Source organism: Streptomyces sp. NPDC006197 (genome assembly GCF_040613865.1).
Lineage (GTDB): Bacteria > Actinomycetota > Actinomycetes > Streptomycetales > Streptomycetaceae > Streptomyces.
Genome location: NZ_JBEXSZ010000014.1, coordinates 18389 through 36696 on the forward strand (window position 1 = coordinate 18389; position 18308 = coordinate 36696).

At 71.8% G+C, this 18308-nt stretch carries 18 protein-coding genes; 11 read left to right on the forward strand and 7 right to left on the reverse strand.

Annotation, left to right across the window (positions count from 1 at the left end; genetic code table 11):
* Positions 1-115: 115 nt before the first annotated feature.
* Together serS and ABZ318_RS06705 are read left to right on the forward strand one after the other, a co-directional pair.
* Positions 116-1405, forward strand: a complete 1290-nt coding sequence (gene serS / locus ABZ318_RS06700) for a serine--tRNA ligase (RefSeq protein WP_356901414.1) — start codon at positions 116-118, stop codon at positions 1403-1405.
* Positions 1402-2208, forward strand: coding sequence for an HAD family hydrolase (locus ABZ318_RS06705; RefSeq protein WP_356901415.1), 807 nt, complete (start codon positions 1402-1404; stop codon positions 2206-2208). The genes serS and ABZ318_RS06705 overlap by 4 nt, the downstream gene beginning before the upstream one ends.
* Before the next feature lie 131 nt (positions 2209-2339).
* Here ABZ318_RS06705 and ABZ318_RS06710 read toward each other — a convergent pair whose 3' ends face one another.
* Both ABZ318_RS06710 and lpdA read right to left on the reverse strand, forming a co-directional pair.
* Positions 2340-2960, reverse strand: coding sequence for a rhomboid-like protein (locus tag ABZ318_RS06710; protein ID WP_356901416.1), 621 nt, complete (start codon positions 2958-2960; stop codon positions 2340-2342).
* Positions 2961-3049: 89 nt separating this feature from the next.
* Complete coding sequence (lpdA, locus tag ABZ318_RS06715) at positions 3050-4453, reverse strand: dihydrolipoyl dehydrogenase (protein WP_356901417.1); 1404 nt, start codon at positions 4451-4453, stop codon at positions 3050-3052.
* Between the two features lie 135 nt (positions 4454-4588).
* Here lpdA and ABZ318_RS06720 point away from each other — a divergent pair, with 135 nt between their 5' ends.
* Positions 4589-5269: an FCD domain-containing protein gene (locus ABZ318_RS06720; RefSeq protein ID WP_356901418.1), complete on the forward strand. Its 681-nt coding sequence runs from the start codon at positions 4589-4591 to the stop codon at positions 5267-5269.
* A 209-nt stretch (positions 5270-5478) separates the two neighbouring features.
* Positions 5479-6696, forward strand: coding sequence for an MFS transporter (locus tag ABZ318_RS06725; RefSeq protein ID WP_356901419.1), 1218 nt, complete (start codon positions 5479-5481; stop codon positions 6694-6696).
* A 17-nt stretch (positions 6697-6713) separates the two neighbouring features.
* On the opposite strand, the gene ABZ318_RS06730 is transcribed toward ABZ318_RS06725, so the two are convergent.
* Genes ABZ318_RS06730 through ABZ318_RS06745 form a run of 4 tightly spaced genes read right to left on the reverse strand, consistent with a single transcriptional unit; the run spans position 6714 to position 10201 of the window.
* Positions 6714-7433, reverse strand: coding sequence for an ABC transporter permease (locus ABZ318_RS06730; RefSeq protein ID WP_356901420.1), 720 nt, complete (start codon positions 7431-7433; stop codon positions 6714-6716).
* 16 nt (positions 7434-7449) lie between these two features.
* Positions 7450-8361 (reverse strand): ABC transporter ATP-binding protein, encoded by a 912-nt coding sequence (locus ABZ318_RS06735; RefSeq protein WP_030685599.1) that lies wholly within the window; start codon positions 8359-8361, stop codon positions 7450-7452.
* On the reverse strand, positions 8358-9248 hold the full coding sequence (locus tag ABZ318_RS06740) for an ABC transporter permease (RefSeq protein WP_356901421.1): 891 nt from the start codon (positions 9246-9248) through the stop codon (positions 8358-8360). Before ABZ318_RS06740 ends, ABZ318_RS06735 begins: the two co-directional genes overlap by 4 nt.
* Positions 9245-10201: an ABC transporter ATP-binding protein gene (locus ABZ318_RS06745; RefSeq protein WP_356901463.1), complete on the reverse strand. Its 957-nt coding sequence runs from the start codon at positions 10199-10201 to the stop codon at positions 9245-9247. The genes ABZ318_RS06740 and ABZ318_RS06745 overlap by 4 nt, the downstream gene beginning before the upstream one ends.
* 250 nt (positions 10202-10451) lie before the next feature.
* Here ABZ318_RS06745 and ABZ318_RS06750 point away from each other — a divergent pair, with 250 nt between their 5' ends.
* The 7 genes from ABZ318_RS06750 to ABZ318_RS06780 all read left to right on the forward strand — a co-directional run bounded on the left by ABZ318_RS06750 (position 10452) and on the right by ABZ318_RS06780 (position 17563).
* Positions 10452-11297 carry a M24 family metallopeptidase gene (locus ABZ318_RS06750; protein ID WP_356901422.1) on the forward strand — a complete coding sequence of 282 codons (846 nt, stop codon included), beginning with the start codon at positions 10452-10454 and terminating at the stop codon, positions 11295-11297.
* The gene (locus tag ABZ318_RS06755) at positions 11297-13090 is read left to right on the forward strand and encodes an SDR family oxidoreductase (RefSeq protein ID WP_356901423.1); all 1794 of its coding nucleotides are present in this window, start codon (positions 11297-11299) and stop codon (positions 13088-13090) included. The genes ABZ318_RS06750 and ABZ318_RS06755 overlap by 1 nt, the downstream gene beginning before the upstream one ends.
* Positions 13091-13282: 192 nt before the next feature.
* The gene (locus ABZ318_RS06760) at positions 13283-14212 is read left to right on the forward strand and encodes a MerR family transcriptional regulator (RefSeq protein ID WP_356901424.1); all 930 of its coding nucleotides are present in this window, start codon (positions 13283-13285) and stop codon (positions 14210-14212) included.
* Between the two features lie 109 nt (positions 14213-14321).
* Positions 14322-14864 carry an RNA 2'-phosphotransferase gene (locus ABZ318_RS06765; protein WP_356901425.1) on the forward strand — a complete coding sequence of 181 codons (543 nt, stop codon included), beginning with the start codon at positions 14322-14324 and terminating at the stop codon, positions 14862-14864.
* 36 nt (positions 14865-14900) lie between these two features.
* Positions 14901-15353, forward strand: a complete 453-nt coding sequence (locus tag ABZ318_RS06770; protein WP_356901426.1) for a hypothetical protein — start codon at positions 14901-14903, stop codon at positions 15351-15353.
* A gap of 197 nt (positions 15354-15550) precedes the next feature.
* Positions 15551-16507, forward strand: a complete 957-nt coding sequence (locus ABZ318_RS06775; RefSeq protein WP_356901427.1) for a DUF72 domain-containing protein — start codon at positions 15551-15553, stop codon at positions 16505-16507.
* A gap of 162 nt (positions 16508-16669) precedes the next feature.
* Positions 16670-17563, forward strand: coding sequence for an LLM class flavin-dependent oxidoreductase (locus tag ABZ318_RS06780; RefSeq protein ID WP_356901428.1), 894 nt, complete (start codon positions 16670-16672; stop codon positions 17561-17563).
* Between the two features lie 84 nt (positions 17564-17647).
* Here the strand turns inward: ABZ318_RS06780 and ABZ318_RS06785 are convergent, their stop codons facing one another.
* Positions 17648-18301 (reverse strand): DUF6083 domain-containing protein, encoded by a 654-nt coding sequence (locus ABZ318_RS06785; RefSeq protein ID WP_356901429.1) that lies wholly within the window; start codon positions 18299-18301, stop codon positions 17648-17650.
* Positions 18302-18308 lie beyond the last annotated feature (7 nt).

Sequence of the window (18308 nt, forward strand, 5' to 3'; positions counted from 1 at the left end):
AAGTGAAGGGGACGACTCCGCCTACCGACATTTCCCCGGGTCTCAATTCGGGCGAATCAACACGCGCCCCCTTATCCGGTGGGGGCACGCGAACGCGCACCGGTAGCCTGGTGGGGTGATTGACCTTCGCCTGCTCCGTGAGGACCCCGACCGTGTTCGCGCCTCCCAGCGCGCCCGTGGAGAGGACGTCGCGCTCGTCGACGCCCTGCTCTCCGCCGATGAGCGGCGCAGGTCGTCCGGCGTCCGCTTCGACGAGCTCCGATCCGAGCAGAAGGCGCTCGGAAAGCTGATCCCCAAGGCCACCCCGGAGGAGCGCGCCGAGCTCCTGCAGAAGGCCGAGCAGCTCAAGACCGACGTCAAGGCCGCGGAGGCCGAGCAGAACGAGGCCGACGAGACGGCCAGGCAGCTTCTGCTCCAGCTCGGGAACATCGTCCACGCGGACGTGCCCGTGGGCGGCGAGGAGGACTTCGTCGTCCTCGAGACGCACGGCACCATCCGCGACTTCGCGGCCGAGGGCTTCGAGCCCAAGGACCACCTGGAGCTGGGCGAGGCGCTCGGCGCCATCGACGTCGAGCGGGGCGCCAAGGTCTCCGGCTCGCGCTTCTACTACCTGACCGGCGTCGGCGCCCTCCTGGAGCTCGCCCTGGTCAACGCGGCGATCGCCCAGGCCACCGAGGCCGGCTTCATCCCCATGCTGACCCCGGCGCTGGTCCGTCCGCGCGCCATGGAGGGCACCGGCTTCCTCGGCCAGGCCGCGGAGAACGTGTACCACCTGGAGAAGGACGACTACTACCTCGTCGGCACGTCCGAGGTGCCCCTCGCCGCGTACCACATGGACGAGATCATCGAGGCCGACAAGCTGCCGCTGCGGTACGCGGGCTTCTCGCCCTGCTTCCGCCGCGAGGCCGGCACGTACGGCAAGGACACCCGGGGCATCTTCCGCGTCCACCAGTTCGACAAGGTCGAGATGTTCTCGTACGTCGCTCCGGAGGACGCCGAGGCCGAGCACAAGCGGCTCCTGGAGTGGGAGAAGCAGTGGCTGACCTCGCTGGAGCTGCCGTTCCAGGTCATCGACGTCGCCACCGGTGACCTCGGCGCCTCCGCCTCCCGCAAGTTCGACTGCGAGGCGTGGATCCCGACGCAGGGCAAGTACCGCGAGCTGACCTCCGCCTCGAACTGCGACAGCTTCCAGGCCCGCCGCCTCTCCGTCCGCCTGCGCGACGACAAGGACGGCAAGAAGGTCGTGCAGCCGCTGGCCACCCTGAACGGCACGCTGTGCGCCGTACCGCGCACGATCGTGGCGATCCTCGAGAACCACCAGCTGGCCGACGGCTCCGTGCGGGTGCCCGAGGTGCTCCGTCCGTACCTCGGCGGCCGCGAGGTCCTGGAGCCGATCGCCAAGTGAGCCCCTTCCCCTACCGCCTGGTCGCGACGGACCTCGACGGCACGCTGCTGCGGTCCGACGAGTCCGTCTCGGACCGCACGCGGGACGCGCTCGCCGCGGCGACGGCGGCGGGTGCCGCGCACATCGTGGTCACCGGCCGGGCGGTGCCCTGGACCCGGCACATCCTGGACGACCTCGGCTACCAGGGGATCGCGGTGTGCGGGCAGGGCGCGCAGGTCTACCACGCCGGTGAGCACCGGCTGCTGACCTCGCTGACCCTGGACCGGCAGCTCGCGGGGCTCGCGCTCTCCAAGATCGAGGCGGAGGTGGGCCCGCTGGCGCTGGCCGCCAGCCGCGACGGCCTGGAGGGCGAGGTCCTGATGGGTCCCGGCTATCGGGCCCATGAGGGACCGCTGCCGTACGTGCCGTACGAGGACCCGGCGGAGCTGTGGGCGGCGCCGCTGACCAAGCTGTACATGCAGCATCCGACGCTGTCCGACGACGAGCTGACCCGGGCCGCGCGGGAGACGGTCGGCGGGCTCGTCGACGTCGTCATGGCGGGCCCGGGCATCGTGGAGATCCTCCCGCTCGGCCTCAGCAAGGCGACCGGCCTGTCGCTCGCGGCGCGTCGGCTCGGTGTGAAGGCCGCGGAGACGATCGCCTTCGGCGACATGCCGAACGACATCCCGATGTTCGGCTGGGCGGCGCACGGCGTGGCCATGGGCAACGCCCACGAGGAGCTGCGGGCGGTGGCGGACGAGGTGACGGCCTCGAACGAGGAGGACGGCATCGCGCTCGTCCTGGAGCGCCTGCTGGCTGCCTGAACCGGCGACACCCGGACGAAGGCCCGCTCCCCTCGGGGAGCGGGCCTTCGCGGGTCGCGGCCCGCGCGGACCGGAGTCCGCACGCTCGAAGCGGCCGCACCCGGGGGATCCCCCGTGTCCCCCGCGTACAACTAGTGTGCGTCGGGCGGCCGTTCGGTGGCGACCGGTTTTCCGCCGGCCGGCGCTCCGCGGGTCAGCGGGTGGCAGGCCAGGCCGATCGCCAGCGAGATCGCGTGACCGAGGTCGGTGTACGTACGGTCGGTGGCGAGCGGCACGAGGAAGAACGCGACCACCGCGGCGAGGTAGAACAGGCGCCAGGGGTACGGCAGCCGGTAGGTGAGGATCCCGGCCGAGGCGGCGAGGCCGTAGCTGACCCCGATGTCGACGACGTGCGCCATGCTGCGCGGCACGTCGTGGAGTCGGATGGCCGCCAGGACCACCTGCTGGCTGACGAGCGTGGCCGCGATGTGGGCGGTGGCGACGGTGAGGAGCCATTTCGGGGTGCCGAGCCAGCGTTCCACGGGGGCGTGGAAGACCTCGAAGAGCACCGCGTACAGCAGGAAGTCCGACGGGTTCTCGATCCAGAACGCACTGCTCAGCAGGGCCCGCATCGGGTGGTGCGCGAGCTGGTGGAGGTTGCTGCTGTTGCGGTGGAGGAGGTAGGTGTCCAGCGCGGCGGGGGAGAGCGCGATGACGAGGCTGGTGATCGCGATGACCGCCAGCCACACATGCGTACCGGGTGACGAACGCACCCACGACCTGATCGGCCGGGACGGTTCGCCACCCGGGGAGGTTTCGCTCGGCACCTTTCAGTGCCTATCACCCGGAGCCGGGAGAAACCTCAGAAATTGATCATGTGTCCGGCAATGCCGTGGATCGCTTCCTTCACGGCCTCGCCCAGCGTCGGGTGCGCGTGCACGTTCCGGGCGACCTCGTGGACCGTGAGGTCCCACTGCTGGGCCAGCGTCAGCTCGGGCAGCAGCTCGGTGACGTCGGGGCCGATCAGGTGGGCGCCGATGATCTCGCCGTACTTCGCGTCGGCGACGATCTTCACGAAGCCGGTGGCGTCGCCGAGGCCGTGCGCCTTGCCGTTCGCGACGAACGGGAACTTGGCGACCTTGACGTCGAAGCCCTTCTCGCGGGCCTGCGCCTCGGTCCAGCCGAAGCTGGCGATCTGCGGCTGGCAGTAGGTGGCGCGCGGGATCATCGGGTAGTCGAGCTCCATCGTCTCGGCGTCCCCGATGGTCTCGGCCGCGATGACGCCCATGGCCTCGGCGGTGTGCGCGAGCATCAGCTTCGCCGTGACGTCGCCGATGGCGTAGATGTGCGGCACGGAGGTGCGGCAGCGGCCGTCGACGTCGATCGCGCCGCGCTCGGTCAGCGCGACGCCGGTGTTCTCCAGGCCGTAGCCGGTGACGTTCGGCGCGAAGCCGATGGCCTGGAGGACCTTGTCGGCCTCCAGGACCTTCTGGGCGCCGTCCTTGCCGGTGACCGTGACGCGGACCTGCGGGCCGGACTCGTCGATGGTCTCGACACGGGTGGAGGTCAGGACGTCGATGCCGAGCTTGCGGTACTGCTTCGCGAGCTCCTTGGACACCTCCTCGTCCTCCAGCGGCGCGATCCGGTCGAGGAACTCGACGATCGTGACCTTGGTGCCGTAGTTGTTCAGGACGTACGCGAACTCGATGCCGATGGCGCCGGCGCCGGCGATGACGATCGACTTGGGGGCGTCCTCGGCGAGGATCTGCTGCTCGTACGAGACGACGCGGTCGCTCAGCGAGGTGCCGGGGAGCATCCGCGGGCTGGCGCCGGTGGCGATGATGCAGTTGTCGAAGGCGATCGTCTCCGAGGTGCCGTCGGCCTTGGCCACCTGGAGGGTGTTCGCGTCGAGGAAGGTGCCCCGGCCGCTGAACTCGGTGATGCCGTTCTTCTTCATCAGGAAGTGGACGCCCTTGACGCGGCCGTCCGCGACCGAGCGGCTGCGGCGGTAGGCGTCGCCGTAGTCGAAGGTGACGGTGCCGTCGACCTTGATGCCGAAGGTCTTCGCCTCGTGGTTGAAGATGTGGGCGAGCTCGGCGTTGCGCAGCAGCGCCTTGGTGGGGATGCAGCCGACGTTCAGGCAGACACCGCCCCAGTACTTCTCCTCGACGACCGCGACCCGCTTGCCCAGCTGGGCGGCGCGGATGGCGGCGACGTAGCCGCCGGGGCCAGCTCCGAGTACGACGACGTCGAAGCGGTCTGACATGACTGACTCCCGAGGGTGGTGAGGGTGTTCGGCACACGTACGAGCCCACAGTAGTCCGGTCGCTGCGGCCTGGCCGGGGAGGCGAGGGAGCTCACTTGTAGGATGACTGGGCAACCGGGCGAATGGAGGATTTCGATGGCGCTCAGGACGGCGGGGCGGACCTCGCTGGTGGACTCCGTGGTGGAACAGCTGCGCACACAGCTCGCCGACGGGGAGTGGGCGGTCGGCGACCGCATCCCGACCGAGCACGAGCTCGCGCAGCAGCTCGGCGTCGGCCGCAACACCGTCCGCGAGGCGGTCCGGGTCCTCGTCCACGCGGGCCTCCTGGAGTCCCGCCAGGGCAACGGCACCTTCGTCAGGTCGACCGCCGACCCGTCCGCCGTGCTGCGCGGCGTCCGGCACGCGGGCGCGGCCGACGTCCTCGAACTCCGGGTCGCCCTGGAGGCCGAGGCCGCCCGGCTCGCGGCCACCCGGCGCGACGCGCACGACCTGCTGCGGCTGCGGGCCGCCCTGGCCGGTCTGCGCGAGGAGGGCGACCGGGACGCGGACGCGGACCTCGCCTTCCACCTCGCGGTCGTCGGCGCGACCCACAACGCGGCCTTCGTCGAGGTGTACCGCTTCTTCTCCGCGCAGGTGCACGAGGTCCTGGTGGAGGCCCTCGGCGACCGGGAGATGCCCCCGGTCGACATCGACGCCCACGAAGCCCTGGTGGCGGCCGTCGAGGCCGGCGACCCGGAGGCGGCGGAGCGCCAGGCCCGCGAACTGCTGCGGGTCCCGATGGAGACGGTCGCGGCACTGACGGGACAGGACCAGTGAGCTCCGGAACACGTGCGGGTACGGGAAGGGGCACGGGTACGGACTCGGGGGCGCCGCTCACGGGCCCGGGAAGGGGCACGGGCTCCGGAACGCGTACGGACTCGGAAGCCGGTCCGGGCTCCGGTACGCGTACGGGCTTCGGGAGGCGTGCGGGCTCCGGGACGCGTACGGAGGCGGAAGTCCGCGGGCTCGTCGACGCCGAGGCCGGGGTGCGGACGTCGACCGAGGGGACGGCGGCCCGGCGCGCCCTGCTCGCCCACCCGGCACTGCTCCTGGTCGGCATCGTGCTGGCCTCGCTCAACATGCGGGTGGCGCTGGCGAGCGTGGCACCGCTGGTCGGCGAGATATCCGCCGCCTTCGGGCTCTCGTCGACCGCGACCTCGCTCGTGACCTCCGTCCCGGTGCTCTTCCTCGGCCTGGGCGCCCTGGTGGCGCCGTGGCTCGGCCGCCGGTTCGGCGCCGAACGCGTGCTGTTCACGGCGCTCCTGCTGCTCGGCGTCGGCATCCTCGCGCGCGTACTGCCGTCCGTGTACGCGCTGTACGGCGGCGGGATCCTCGTCGGCACCGCGATCGCCCTGCTCAACGTGCTGATGCCGGGCCTGATCAAGCGTGACTTCCCGGACCGGGCCGCCTCGATGACCTCGGTCTACACGGGCGCGATGATCGCCGGCGCCACCGTCGCCGCGGCGGCCGCGGTCCCGCTGGAGAAGGCGTTGGGCGGCGGCTGGGAGGCCTCCCTGGGCTTCTGGTCGCTGCTCGCCGCGGTCGCGGCCCTCGCCTGGCTTCCGCAGGTACTGATCGCCCGGGGCCGCACGGGGCACGAGGTACGGGCCGTCCCGGCCGGCGGCGCCCGCCCCGTGAGCGTCTGGCGCTCGGCGCTCGCCTGGCAGGTCACCCTCTTCATGGGGCTGCAGTCGCTGTGGTCGTACGTGCTGATCGCCTGGATGCCGACGATCTTCACCGACCACGGGATGAGCCGCTCCACGGCCGGCGTGATCTTCGCCTTCAACAACCTGATCCAGGTCGCCGGTGCCTTCGTGGTGCCGCTGCTCGCCGGTCGGATGCGCAGCCAGCGCCCGCTGATCGTGCTGGTCACGACGCTGGTCGCGGCCGGTTACGCCGGACTGATGGTGGCGCCCGTGGAGGGCGCCTGGCTCTGGTCGGCGGTCCTCGGCGTCGGTCAGGGCGGCGCCGTCGGCCTCGCCCTGACCCTGATCGTGCTGCGCTCCGGGGACGCGGTGACCGCGGCCGGGCTGTCCGGCATGGCCCAGACGGTCGGCTATCTGCTGGCCGCCGCCGGGCCGCTGGCCGCCGGCGCCCTCCACCAGGCCACCGGCTCCTGGACCCTGCCGATCTGCGTGGTCCTCGGCGTCTGCGCGGCGGCCGCGGGCGTCGGACTGCTCGCCGCCCGGGACCGTACGGTCTGACGCCCCGCCCGGGGCGCCTACTCCTCGCCGGCCAGCTTGAGCGTGCGCAGCTTGTGGCCGGCGAACCAGGTGGCGCCGAGGGTGACGGCGACCAGCAGCACCGTCGCCGTCGGCAGGGCCACGTCCGACGTGACCAGGCCCTCGCCGGTGACCTTCTCGGCCAGCGCGAGCGCCCACTGCTGGACGCTGAGGGTGCGGGCGCCGGAGATCAGGGAGCCGAAGAGCGCCTCCCACACCAGGGCGTAGACCAGGCCGATCACCACGGCGTGCCGGCTGACCGTGCCGAGGAGCAGGAAGAGCGCACTGTAGGCGATGGAGGCGACCAGCGCGGCGACCATGTAGGCGACGGCGACCTGCTGCCCGTTCCCGTTGAGGATGAAGCCGGCGATCAGCGTCGGCACGGCCGAGAAGACCATGGTGACGGCTATGGCCACGATCAGCTTGGTGGTGATGATCGTCGACCGCTTCACCGGCTTGGAGAGCAGGTAGACGATGGAGCCGTCGTCGATCTCCGGGCCGATCGCGCCGGTGCCGGCGATGACGCCGATCAGCGGGACCATCGTGGCGAGCGCGAAGCCGCCGAGGAGGTCGGCCGCGACCTGGTCGTCCGCGCCGTTGAGCATGCGGACGGCCGCGGCGATGACCAGGAGCAGGGCGGGCAGGAGGAAGAGGATCGCCGCCCGGCGGCGGCCGAGGAGGGCCCGGTAGGTGAGCCGGGCGACAGTGGGGTCGTACATCGGGGTCGTACTCCTTTCAGGCCGCGACGAGATACGAGAAGACGGATTCGAGGGACTCGTCGGAGGGCGAGACCGTCAGCAGCCGGATGCCCCGCTCCCGCGCGACCTTCGGCAGCAGCTCGGTGAACCGTCCGAAGTCGACGGCCTGGATCCGCAGTCCGCCCTCCACCGCGTCGACCTCGATGCCGGCCGTGGACGGGTCGGCGATCAGGGCGGCGGCGAGCGCCCGGTCGTCGCTGGAGCGGACGAGGTAGCGGTGCGGCCGGTCCGTCATCAGCCGGCGGATCCTGCGAAAGTCGCCGGAGGCCGCGTGCCGTCCGGCCACGATCACCTCGATGTGGGAGGCGAGCTGCTCGACCTCCTCCAGGATGTGCGAGGAGAACAGGACCGTGCGGCCTTCCGCGCCCATCCGCCGCAGCAGGTCCATCAACTGCATGCGCTGGCGCGGGTCCATGCCGTTGAACGGCTCGTCGAGCAGGAGCACGGACGGCTCGTGGACGAGGGCCGAGGCCATCTTCACGCGCTGCCGCATGCCCTTGCTGTACGTGGCGATCTTCCGGTCCTGCGCGTACTCCATCTCGACGGTGGCCAGGGCCCGCTGGGCCTCCGCCGCGCCGAGGCCCTGGAGTTCCGCGTTGGCCACGACGAACTCGCGGCCGGTGAGGAAGTCGTACATCGCCTCCCGCTCGGGGACGACGCCGATGGAGCGATAGACCGACTCGTTGCGCCAGACCGGCTCGCCGTCGAGGGTCACGCTGCCGGTGGACGGGTCGAGGAAGCCGCCCATCATGTTGATGAGGGTGGACTTCCCGGCGCCGTTGGGGCCGAGGAGGCCGGTGACGCCGGGGCCGATCGACATCGTGATGTCGTTGACCGCCACCACGTTCCCGAACCAGCGCGAGACGTGGTCGATGTGCAAGGTGCTCACAGTCCGACCTTTCGGTAGCGGCGCATCAGGATGCCGTAGCAGGCGGCGACCAGGCCGAGGACGACCAGCAGGTAGACCACGCCCAGGCCGGCGCCGACCTCCGCCTCGCCGGGGAAGGAGGCGGGGGCACCGAGGAAGGCGTTCTGCAGGCCGATGACGAGGGTGAGGGGGGAGAAGAGGCCGAGGAAGGGGATGGCGTCGGTGTTGTCCGTGGCGTAGGAGACGCCCTGGAGGGTGGAGACCGCTCCGTAGGTGATGGTGAGGACGGCGATCACGGCCGCGACGCCGAAGCCGCGGCGCGGGGTGAGCGCGGCCATGACCAGGCCGACGCCGGCGAAGAGCGCCGACAGGATCGCGACGGAGACGAGGCCCTGCCCGAACAGCTTGGCCTGCTCGGCGAAGTCCATCTTGGCCAGCATCGAGCCGATCCACAGGATCAGCAGCGGGGTGGCGGTGAGGATGAAGAGCGCCGAGGCCATCGCCCCGTACTTGGCGAGCACGTAGTCGACCCGCTCGATGGGGCGGGAGAAGTACAGCGGGACCGTGCGGAACCTCAGGTCGCGGGAGACCGACTGGGGCGCCTGGGAGGCCAGGTAGACGGCGATGACGAGCTGGAGGAGGACCGCGTACTGGGTGTACTCGACGAACAGCTTGTCGGCCTTGGTGTACACCGAGATGGCGACGATGATCAGCGCCGGTACGCACATCACCGCGAAGAGCAGCATCGGCAGCACCTTGGACTTGGCGCTGCGGCCCAGTCCGTACGCGCCGCGCAGCGACTGCGAGAACAGGGACCGGCGCGCGTACGCCCGGCCGAGGCGCGGACCGTCGTAGGACCGGTAGCCGATGTTGTGGATCCGGGTCGTGTCGGGGGCCTGGGAGCTCATCGAGCAGGCACCTCCTCCTGGTCCGTCGCCTTGAAGACCTCGGCGATGTGGTGGCGGCGCTGCTCCATGCGGACGAGACCGAGGCCGAGCGCGGCGACGGTGTCCCGCACGAGGTCGTACGTCTCCTCGCCGGCCGCCTCCAGGAGCAGGATGTGACCGGCGCCCGGCAGGCCGTCCTCCACGCCCGCGTGGACCGTGACGCCGGCGGAGGCCAGGGCGTCGCGGAGCGCCGCCGTGCCGTCGGGGCACGTGTCGGAGTCGGTGACCTCGACCGCGAGCGTCGTGGTGGTCCGGGTGAAGTCGCTGGTGGAGCTGGAGCGCAGCAGCCGGCCGCCGTCGATGACGACGACGTGGTCGCAGGTGCGCTCCAGCTCGCCCAGCAGGTGCGAGGTGACGAGGACGGAGATGCCGAAGTCGGTCCAGATCCGGCGGATCAGTCCGAGCATCTCGTCCCGGCCGACCGGGTCGAGACCGTTGGTCGGCTCGTCGAGGAGGACCAGCTTGGGGTCGTGGACGAGCGCCTGGGCCAGCTTCACCCGCTGCTTCATGCCCGTCGAGTAGCCGCCTATCGGGCGGTAGCGCTCCTCGTACAGGCCGACGTGGCGCAGGGTGTCGGCGGTCCGCTCCCGGGCGGCGGTCGCGGGCAGCCCGGACATCCGCGCCATGTGGACGACGAACTCGGTGGCCGAGACGTCCGGCGGAAGGCAGTCGTGCTCGGGCATGTACCCGACGCGCTCACGGATCTCGGGGCCGTGGGTCCGGACGTCGAGGCCCAGGACCGCCGCGGTGCCCTCCGTGGCGGGGGAGAGTCCGAGCAGGATTTTGATCATCGTGGACTTGCCGGCTCCGTTGGCACCCACCAGTCCGGTCACACCGGGCCCGATGTCCAGGGAGAGCCGGTCGAGAGCGGTCACCCGGGGGAACCGCTTGCTGAGGCTTTCGGTGGCGATCACAGTCACGCTTCGACGGTAGTGGCGTGCACCACAGCAGTCGTCAGACCAACGGCTCGATCCTTCTCCCACTTCAGGAGTACAAGCCCGTAAGGGCGTCGCGACGAAAGTCTTTTTCCCGGGGTCGGTGGCCGAGGTTTTCCACAGGGCGTCGCCCGCCCCCTTGACGCAGCCGCCGGGCATTGTCACATTCATCGGTGTCAAGTTACGAACGCGTAGCGCATCCGGGCGCTCACACGGGACGGCGGGTGGCATGGCCTCAGCAGTGAAAGGCGAACTCTCCGCGGAGCTGCGGGGGTTCAGGGAAGTACAGCGGCTCTCCTACGAGTGCGCGGAAGCCGTCGCGGCCCAGCTCAAGCCGGGCGTGACCGAGCGCGAGGCCGCCCGGATGCAGCGGGAGTGGCTCTCCGAGCGGGGCGTGCGGGACTGGTTCCACCGGCCCTTCGCCTGGTTCGGCGACCGCACGGCCTTCGTGGACTTCAGGATCCCCCTGCAGTTCTTCCCCACGAACCGGCGCCTGGAGGCGGGGATGCCGTTCATCCTCGACATGGCGCCGGTCCACAAGGGATACACGGCCGACATCGGCTACAGCGGCTGCCTGGGCCTCAACCCCCTGCACGACAAGCTGCTCGCCGATCTGGAGGCCCACCGCGAGCTGATCCTGCGCGAGGTGCGCGAGCGCCGCACGCTGCGCGAGATATACGAGGACGTGGACCGGCTCATGGTCCGCCAGGGGTACGTCAACCGGCACCGGGCCTACCCCTTCGGCGTCATCGCCCACAAGATCGACCGGGTGAAGGAGCGCCGCTGGACGCCGACGCTCTTCGGCTTCGGCACCCAGTCGCTCAAGGGGCTCGCGAGCGACGCCCTGCACGGCCACCGGGACGGCTGGTCCCCGCTCTGGTCGCCGTACAAGTTCTCCGACCACCCGCCCATGCCCGGGCTGTGGGCGGTCGAGCCGCACCTCGGATTCCGGGGGACGGGCGCGAAGTTCGAGGAGATCCTGGTCGTCACCGACTCCCGGGACCCCGAGCAGAGCGCTTTCTGGCTGGACGACGATCTGCCGCACGTGCGGCGCTGGAACGAGGGAGCGGTCTGATGACGGGGCTGAACGGGGCGCGGGAGCGCTGGGTCCGGACGGGCGGGATCGAGCTGTGCGTCGCCGAGCTCGGCGACACGGACCGGCCGACCGTCCTGCTCGTGCACGGGTACCCGGACTCCAAGGAGGTGTGGTCGGAGGTCGCGGCCCGGCTGGCCGAGGAGTTCCACGTGGTGCTGTACGACGTCCGGGGCCACGGCCGGTCGACGGCACCGGTCCCGCTGCGCGGCGGCTTCACGCTGGAGAAGCTGACGGACGACTTCCTCGCGGTCGCCGACGCCGTCAGCCCGGACCGACCGGTCCACCTCGTCGGCCACGACTGGGGCTCGGTGCAGTCCTGGGAGTTCGCCACCGTGTCGCGCACGGAGGGCCGGGTCGCCTCCTTCACCTCGATGTCGGGGCCCTCGCTCGACCACTTCGGGCACTGGCTCAAGCAGCGGATGACCCGGCCCACCCCGCGGCGGGTCGGCCAGCTCCTCGGCCAGGGCGCCAAGTCCTGGTACGTGTACATGCTGCACACGCCCGTGCTGCCGGAGCTCGCCTGGCGCGGCCCACTCGGCAAGCGCTGGCCGAAGCTCCTGGAGCGGATGGAGAAGCTCCCCGCCGGCGACTACCCGACGTCCTCCCTGCCGAACGACGCGGCGCACGGCGCCTGGCTCTACCGGGACAACGTCCGGGCCCGCCTCGGCAGGCCGCGCCCCGACGCGTACGCGCACGCGCCCGTGCAGCTGATCACGCCGACCGGGGACGCGTTCCTCTCCGAGCGGCTCTACGACGACCTGGGCACCTGGGTGCCGGACCTGACCCGGCGCACCCTGCCGGCCAAGCACTGGGTGCCGCGCACCCGGCCGGACCAGCTGTCCGCCTGGATCGCCGAGTTCGTCCGGGCCAACGAGGACGCGGCGACCAAGGCGCCGGGTCTCCGTCGGCCCGTCGCGGCGAAGAGCGGCGTGAAGCCGGAGTACGCGGAGCGGTTCGGCGGCCAGCTCGTCCTGGTCACCGGGGCGGCCAGCGGCATCGGCCGGGCCACCGCCTTCGCGTTCGCGGAGGCCGGTGCCCGGGTGGTGGCCGTGGACCGGGACACCGAGGGGGCGGTCCGTACGGCCGAGATGGCGCGTCTGATCGGTGCCCCGGAGGCCTGGGGCGAGACGGTCGACGTCGCCGACGAGCAGGCGATGGAGAAGCTGGCCGCGAAGGTGGCGGCCGAGTACGGCGTCGTCGACGTCCTGGTCAACAACGCGGGCATCGGGCTCACCGGTTCCTTCTTCGAGACCTCGGGCGAGGAGTGGAAGCGGGTCCTGGACGTCAACCTGTGGGGCGTCATCCACGGCTGCCGCTTCTTCGGCGCGCAGATGACCGCGCGCGGTCAGGGCGGCCACATCGTCAACACCGCCTCGGCGGCGGCCTTCCAGCCCTCCCGGGCGCTGCCCGCGTACAGCACCTCGAAGGCGGCGGTGCTGATGCTCAGCGAGTGCCTGCGCGCCGAACTGGCCGACCAGGGCATCGGGGTGTCCGCGATATGCCCCGGCATCGTCAACACCAACATCACGGCGACCGCGCGGTTCGCCGGGATCACGGACTCGGCGGAGGAGAAGCGGCGGCAGCAGAAGGCCTCCCGGCTGTACGGCCTGCGGAACTACCCGCCGGAGAAGGTCGCGGACGCGATCCTGGGGGCGGTCCTGCACGACCGGGCCGTCGTCCCGGTGACCCCCGAGGCCCGGGGCGCCCACTTCCTGTCCCGGCTCAGCCCGGGAGCCCTGCGGACCCTGGCCCGCTGGCAGCCGCCGACGTAACCGGCGGGGCGGGGCGGGGCCGGGGCTGGGCCGGTGGTCAGGCCGTCATGATCAGCGGGGCCGGGCCGGGGCCGGGCCGGTGGTCGCGGCGGTCTGGCCGGCAGGGCCTGGTCCCGGGTCGGCGGTCGTACGATCCCTCCCAGGAGGGGCCCCGCGGCGGCGGGGCGGAGGACGCGGGTGGTGGGAGCGGGTTTGGCCGAGCAGTCAGCACAGCCGGAGTACCGGATCGAGGATCTCGCCCATCACAGCGGGGCCACGGTCCGGACGATCCGCGCCTACCAGGACCGCGGTCTGCTGCCCCGCCCCGAGCGGCGGGGCAGGTCGAACGTGTACGGGGACGCGCACCTCGCGCGGCTCCGGCAGATCGCCGACCTCCTCGACCGGGGCTACACCCTGGCCTCGATCAAGGAACTCCTGGAGGCCTGGGACACCGGCCGGGGGCTCGGCGGGGTGCTGGGCCTGGTCGCGGAGGTCCACGGGCCGTGGACGGACGAGGAGGCGGACCGGATCTCCCGCGCGGAGCTGGACGCCCGCTTCGGCGGCACGCCGGACGAGGAGGCCATCCGGGAGGCGGTCGAGCTCGGCGTACTGGAGCGGCTGCCGGGACGGGAGGGCGAGGAGTACCTCGTACCGAGCCCGCAGGAGCTGGCGGTGGCGGCCGAGTTGTACGCGGCGGGTGTGCCGTTGGCGGCGATCACCGGTCACCTGAGGGAACTTCGCGATCAGGTCGAGCACATCGCGTCCCGTTTCCTGGAGTTCACGACCGAGCACGTCTTCGCGCGCTATCTGGAGCACCGGCCGCCGACGGACGCGGACGCGACCGAGGCGGCGACGATGGTGCGGCGCCTCAGGCCGCTCGCCCAGCAGACGGTGGACGCGGAACTGGCGCGGGCCATGCGCTTGTTGGCCACCCGCCATCTCCAGATCCACCTGTCGCCGGATCCGCCCGTGGAGAGGGACGACCAGCCGCGCGCGGTGTCGCTTCCGGCCGGGACGATACGGGCCGTGCAGAGCCTGGTCGGCGCGGAGGGCGTCGAGGCCTTCATCGCGGCGGCCACGGAACGAGAGGTAAGCAAAAGGACATTGGACGCACTTGCCGCAGGACGGCACAAAGGCGAGTAAATTCAATAAATACCTTGCCCCGACGGCCCCGTTGTCCACAGAATCTCAAACTAGCTTGTGGATAACTCCACTTGCTTGTGGATCAAACCTGAACGGGGAAGAAATCGAGATGGATGAACGACGCACCGTGAAGGTGTCGAAGTACCTCTCCAAGCATCTGCGCCATCAGCCCGAGCGCATCGGGCTCGTCCTCGACGCGCACGGCTGGACCGAGATCGACGACCTCCTCCGGGCCGCCGCGGAGCACGGCTTCCCCTTCACCCGCGAGGAGCTGGACCACGTCGTCGCGACCAACGACAAGAAGCGCTTCGCCGTCGAGGGCACCCGCATCCGGGCGAGCCAGGGCCACACCGTCGCCGTCGACCTGGACCTGCCGGTCGCAGAACCGCCCGCGTACCTCTACCACGGTACGGTCGCGGGCCGGCTCCCCTCGATCCGGGCGGAGGGGCTGCGGCCCATGGCCCGCCACCACGTCCACCTCTCCCCCGACCGTGAGACGGCGAGCCGGGTCGGCGCGCGCCGGGGCCGGCCCGTCGTGCTGAGCGTCGACGCCGGCGCCATGCGGCGGGCCGGACACGTCTTCCGCGTCAGTGCCAACGGGGTCTGGCTGGCCGACGCCGTCCCGCCGGAGTTCCTCCGCTTCCCGTCCTGAGCCCGCGTCCCGGGACCGTGCGGCATGATCGCTCCCATGGCCCACCCACACCTGCCCAGCACCGAAGCCGCCGTCACCGCGATCCGAGAGATCGCCCAGGAGTTCCACCTGGAGATGACGGTGACCGACGACATCGGCGCGGACCAGACCTCCCGGCGCACCTCTTCCGGGGCGTTCGCCGTCCTCGACCCGGACGGATCGCTGCCGCACGAGGCCTACGTCGAACTGGGCGGCTCCCCCTCCGTCACGGTCCAGGTCTTCCCGGAGGACGACGCCAGGATCACCGTGGACGGGATCGAGTTCGCGGACGTGCCCCGCGACGCCGTCCCCGCCTTCCTCCGCTCCGTCCACGGCGGCCTCGCCCATGTGAAGGGACGGTTCTTCCCACCCGGCTGGTGGCTGATCGTCCCGCTGCCCGGCGACGAGACGTACAAGGAGCTCGTCCCCGGCGCCTCGCTCACCCCCTGGTTGAACAGCAGGGTCCGCTGACCCCTCCGCGGTCTCCTTCCGCGGTCTCCTTCCGCGGGCTCCTTCTGCGCCTCCTTCCGGGGCGGGCCCTGGTTCGGTGCCGTCCCCACGTTCACCCGTCACGTCCCGTGCCGCGAGAGGGGCAAAACCGCTCACTTCCGAGGGAATCGCGAGCGCCGGGAGAGGGTCGGCGGTACGCGGCCGGGAAGACGGTGGCCATGGGTGACATTCTCGTCGGCGCGTGTTCATGGACGGACAAGGAGCTGCTGTCCAGCGGCTGGTACCCGGAAGGCCACCGCGGCGCGGAGGCCAGACTGCGGTACTACACCACGAAGTTCCCGTTGGTCGAAGTGGACGCCACCTACTACGCGTTGCCCAGTACGCGTAACAGCACTCTCTGGGTCGAGCGGACGCCGGCCGGTTTCCGGTTCGACGTGAAGGCGTTCTCGTTGCTGACCGGGCATCCGACGCGACCCGGCGCGCTGCCGGCCGATCTGCGGCCGGCGGTGGCCGGGCGGCGCGGTCGAGCGGAGGTGGACCCCGGGCTGCTCGACGAGGTGTGGCTCCGCTTCAGCGGAGCCCTTGAACCCCTGCGCCGGGCGGAACGCCTGGGGACGGTTCTCTTCCAGTTCCCTCCGTGGCTTGCTCCGGGTGCGTCGGCGACGTCGGTGCTGCGCCAGTGCCGGGAGCGCACCGAGGGCTGGCCGGTGGCGGTGGAGTTCCGGCATCCCGACTGGTGGCGTCCGGACCGGTCCGACTCCACCTTCGGCCTGTTGGCGGAGCTGGACCTGGCCGCCGTGGCCGTGGACATGGTGCAGTCACTCCCCACGTCCATCCCGCCGGTCACCCCGGTCACCTCCGACCGGCTCGCGGTGGTGCGCTTCCACGGCCGCAACCGCGCCTGGGGGACCGGCACGAAGGAGGAGCGGTTCCGCCATCGGTACACGCCCGAGGAGCTCTCCTCCTGGACGCCGTCCGTCCGCGTGATGGCCGACCGGGCCCGCGAGGTCCACGTCCTCTTCAACAACTGCTGCGGCGATGCGGCCGTCCGCGCCGCCGAGACGATGAGCCGTCTGCTCGGCACGCAGTCCGACGCCGATCGGTCGGACGGCCCGGACGGCCCGGACGACGCGGGCAACGCGGACGACGCGGACGGCCCGGCGCTTCTGTTCTGAACGGCCGGGTGGGCGGGCCGTCCGTCCGGTGCCGCAGGAGCGGTCGAGCCGCGTGCGCCGAGGGCGAGGGACGCCCTCGGCGTGCGGATCGCCCGGGCTCCGCCCGAGTGGGAGCCCGCTGGAGTCGACGCCCGGCCGGAGCGGTCCCGTAGGGTCGACGGCATGCGACTGAGCACGGTGATCCTCCCCATCCACCGGTGGAGCGAGGGGCAGAAGATCTGGCGGCGGGCCGAGGACCTCGGCTTCCACGCCGCGTACACCTACGACCACCTCTCCTGGCGGAGCTTCCGCGACGGCCCGTGGTTCGGCGCGCTGCCCACGCTCACCGCGGCGGCGACGGCCACCGAGCGACTTCGCCTCGGCACCCTCGTGACCTCGCCGAACTTCCGGCATCCGGTGACGCTCGCCAAGGAGCTGATCACGCTGGACGACGTCTCCGGCGGGCGGGTCACCCTCGGCATCGGCGCGGGCGGCAACGGCTTCGACGCCACCGCGCTCGGACAGGAGGCGTGGACGCCGAAGGAGCGGGCCGACCGGTTCGGCGAGTTCGTGGCGCTCCTCGACCGGCTCCTCACCGAGGACGCGGTGACGGAGCGGGGCACGTTCTACTCGGCCGACGAGGCGCGGAACGTCCCCGGCTGCGTCCAGCGCCCGCGGCTGCCGTTCGCGGTGGCGGCGACCGGGCCGCGCGGGCTGAGGCTGACCGCGCGGTACGGGCAGGCGTGGGTGACCACCGGCGACCCGAAGCTGTACGAGGAGGGGACGCCCGAGCAGTCGGTGGCGGCCCTGCGCGGCCAGGCCGAGAAGCTCGCCAAGGCTTGCGCCGAGGCCGGGCGGGACGTCGCCGAGCTGGACAAGGTCCTGCTGACCGGTTTCACTCCGGACCGGGGCCGGCCGCTGGAGTCCGTGGACGCCTTCGTCGACTTCGCCGGGCGTCACCAGGAGCTCGGCTTCACCGAGCTCGTGATCCACTGGCCGATCGCGGACTCCGACTTCGCCGCCGACCAGACCGTCTTCGAGAAGATCGCCACCGAGGCGCCCGCCCAACTCGGCTGAGCGCCTCGGCCCGCCCAACTCGGCTGAGCCTCCCGGCCCGACCAGCTCGGCTGAGCGCCCCAGCTCGTCCAGGGGCGGCGCCCGTCAGGCCGTGCGCCTGGCGTGGCTCCGCCACAGGGCGAGCAGGACCGGAGAGTCGGCCGGTGCGGGGCGGGCCGGGCAGACGTCGAAGTGGCTGACCCGGCACCTGTCGGACGGCACGGCCGCGCCCAGGTTGACCGCGGTCCCGTCGCCGCCGACACGCCAGCGTCTGCCGGCCGGGACGAGTCGGGCCGTCAGCTCCCCGGGCTCGATCATGACCCAGCGCCCGCGCACCGTGCGGTGCCAGTCGGCGCGGGCCCCGCACCGGTCACAGGCGGCGAGTGCCGGAGCCCGCTCGTCGGGCGCTCCGCTCTCGGGCCCGACGAGGTCCTGTACGGCACCTCTCTCCCGTGACCCGCTCTCCTCCCGTACGACACCCCCGGCCCCGCACAGCGTCCGTACGCCGCTTCCCTCCCCTACGGCACTTCCCGGACGCGTCCGCTGCGCCACGACGCGGGCTCCTTGGGCCATGACGCCTTGGGCCATGACGTCTGCCAGGCCCGCCAGGACGTCGCCCACCAGCACCGGATCCCGCGTGGGGTATGCCGCTCCGGCCCGCTCGCACTCCGCGCAGAGGGCCATGCCGAGGCTCGCGACCCACGTCCCGCACGGCGCACCGCAGGAGTCGCACTCCGCGCTTCGTCGGCCCGCGACCATGCCCCGC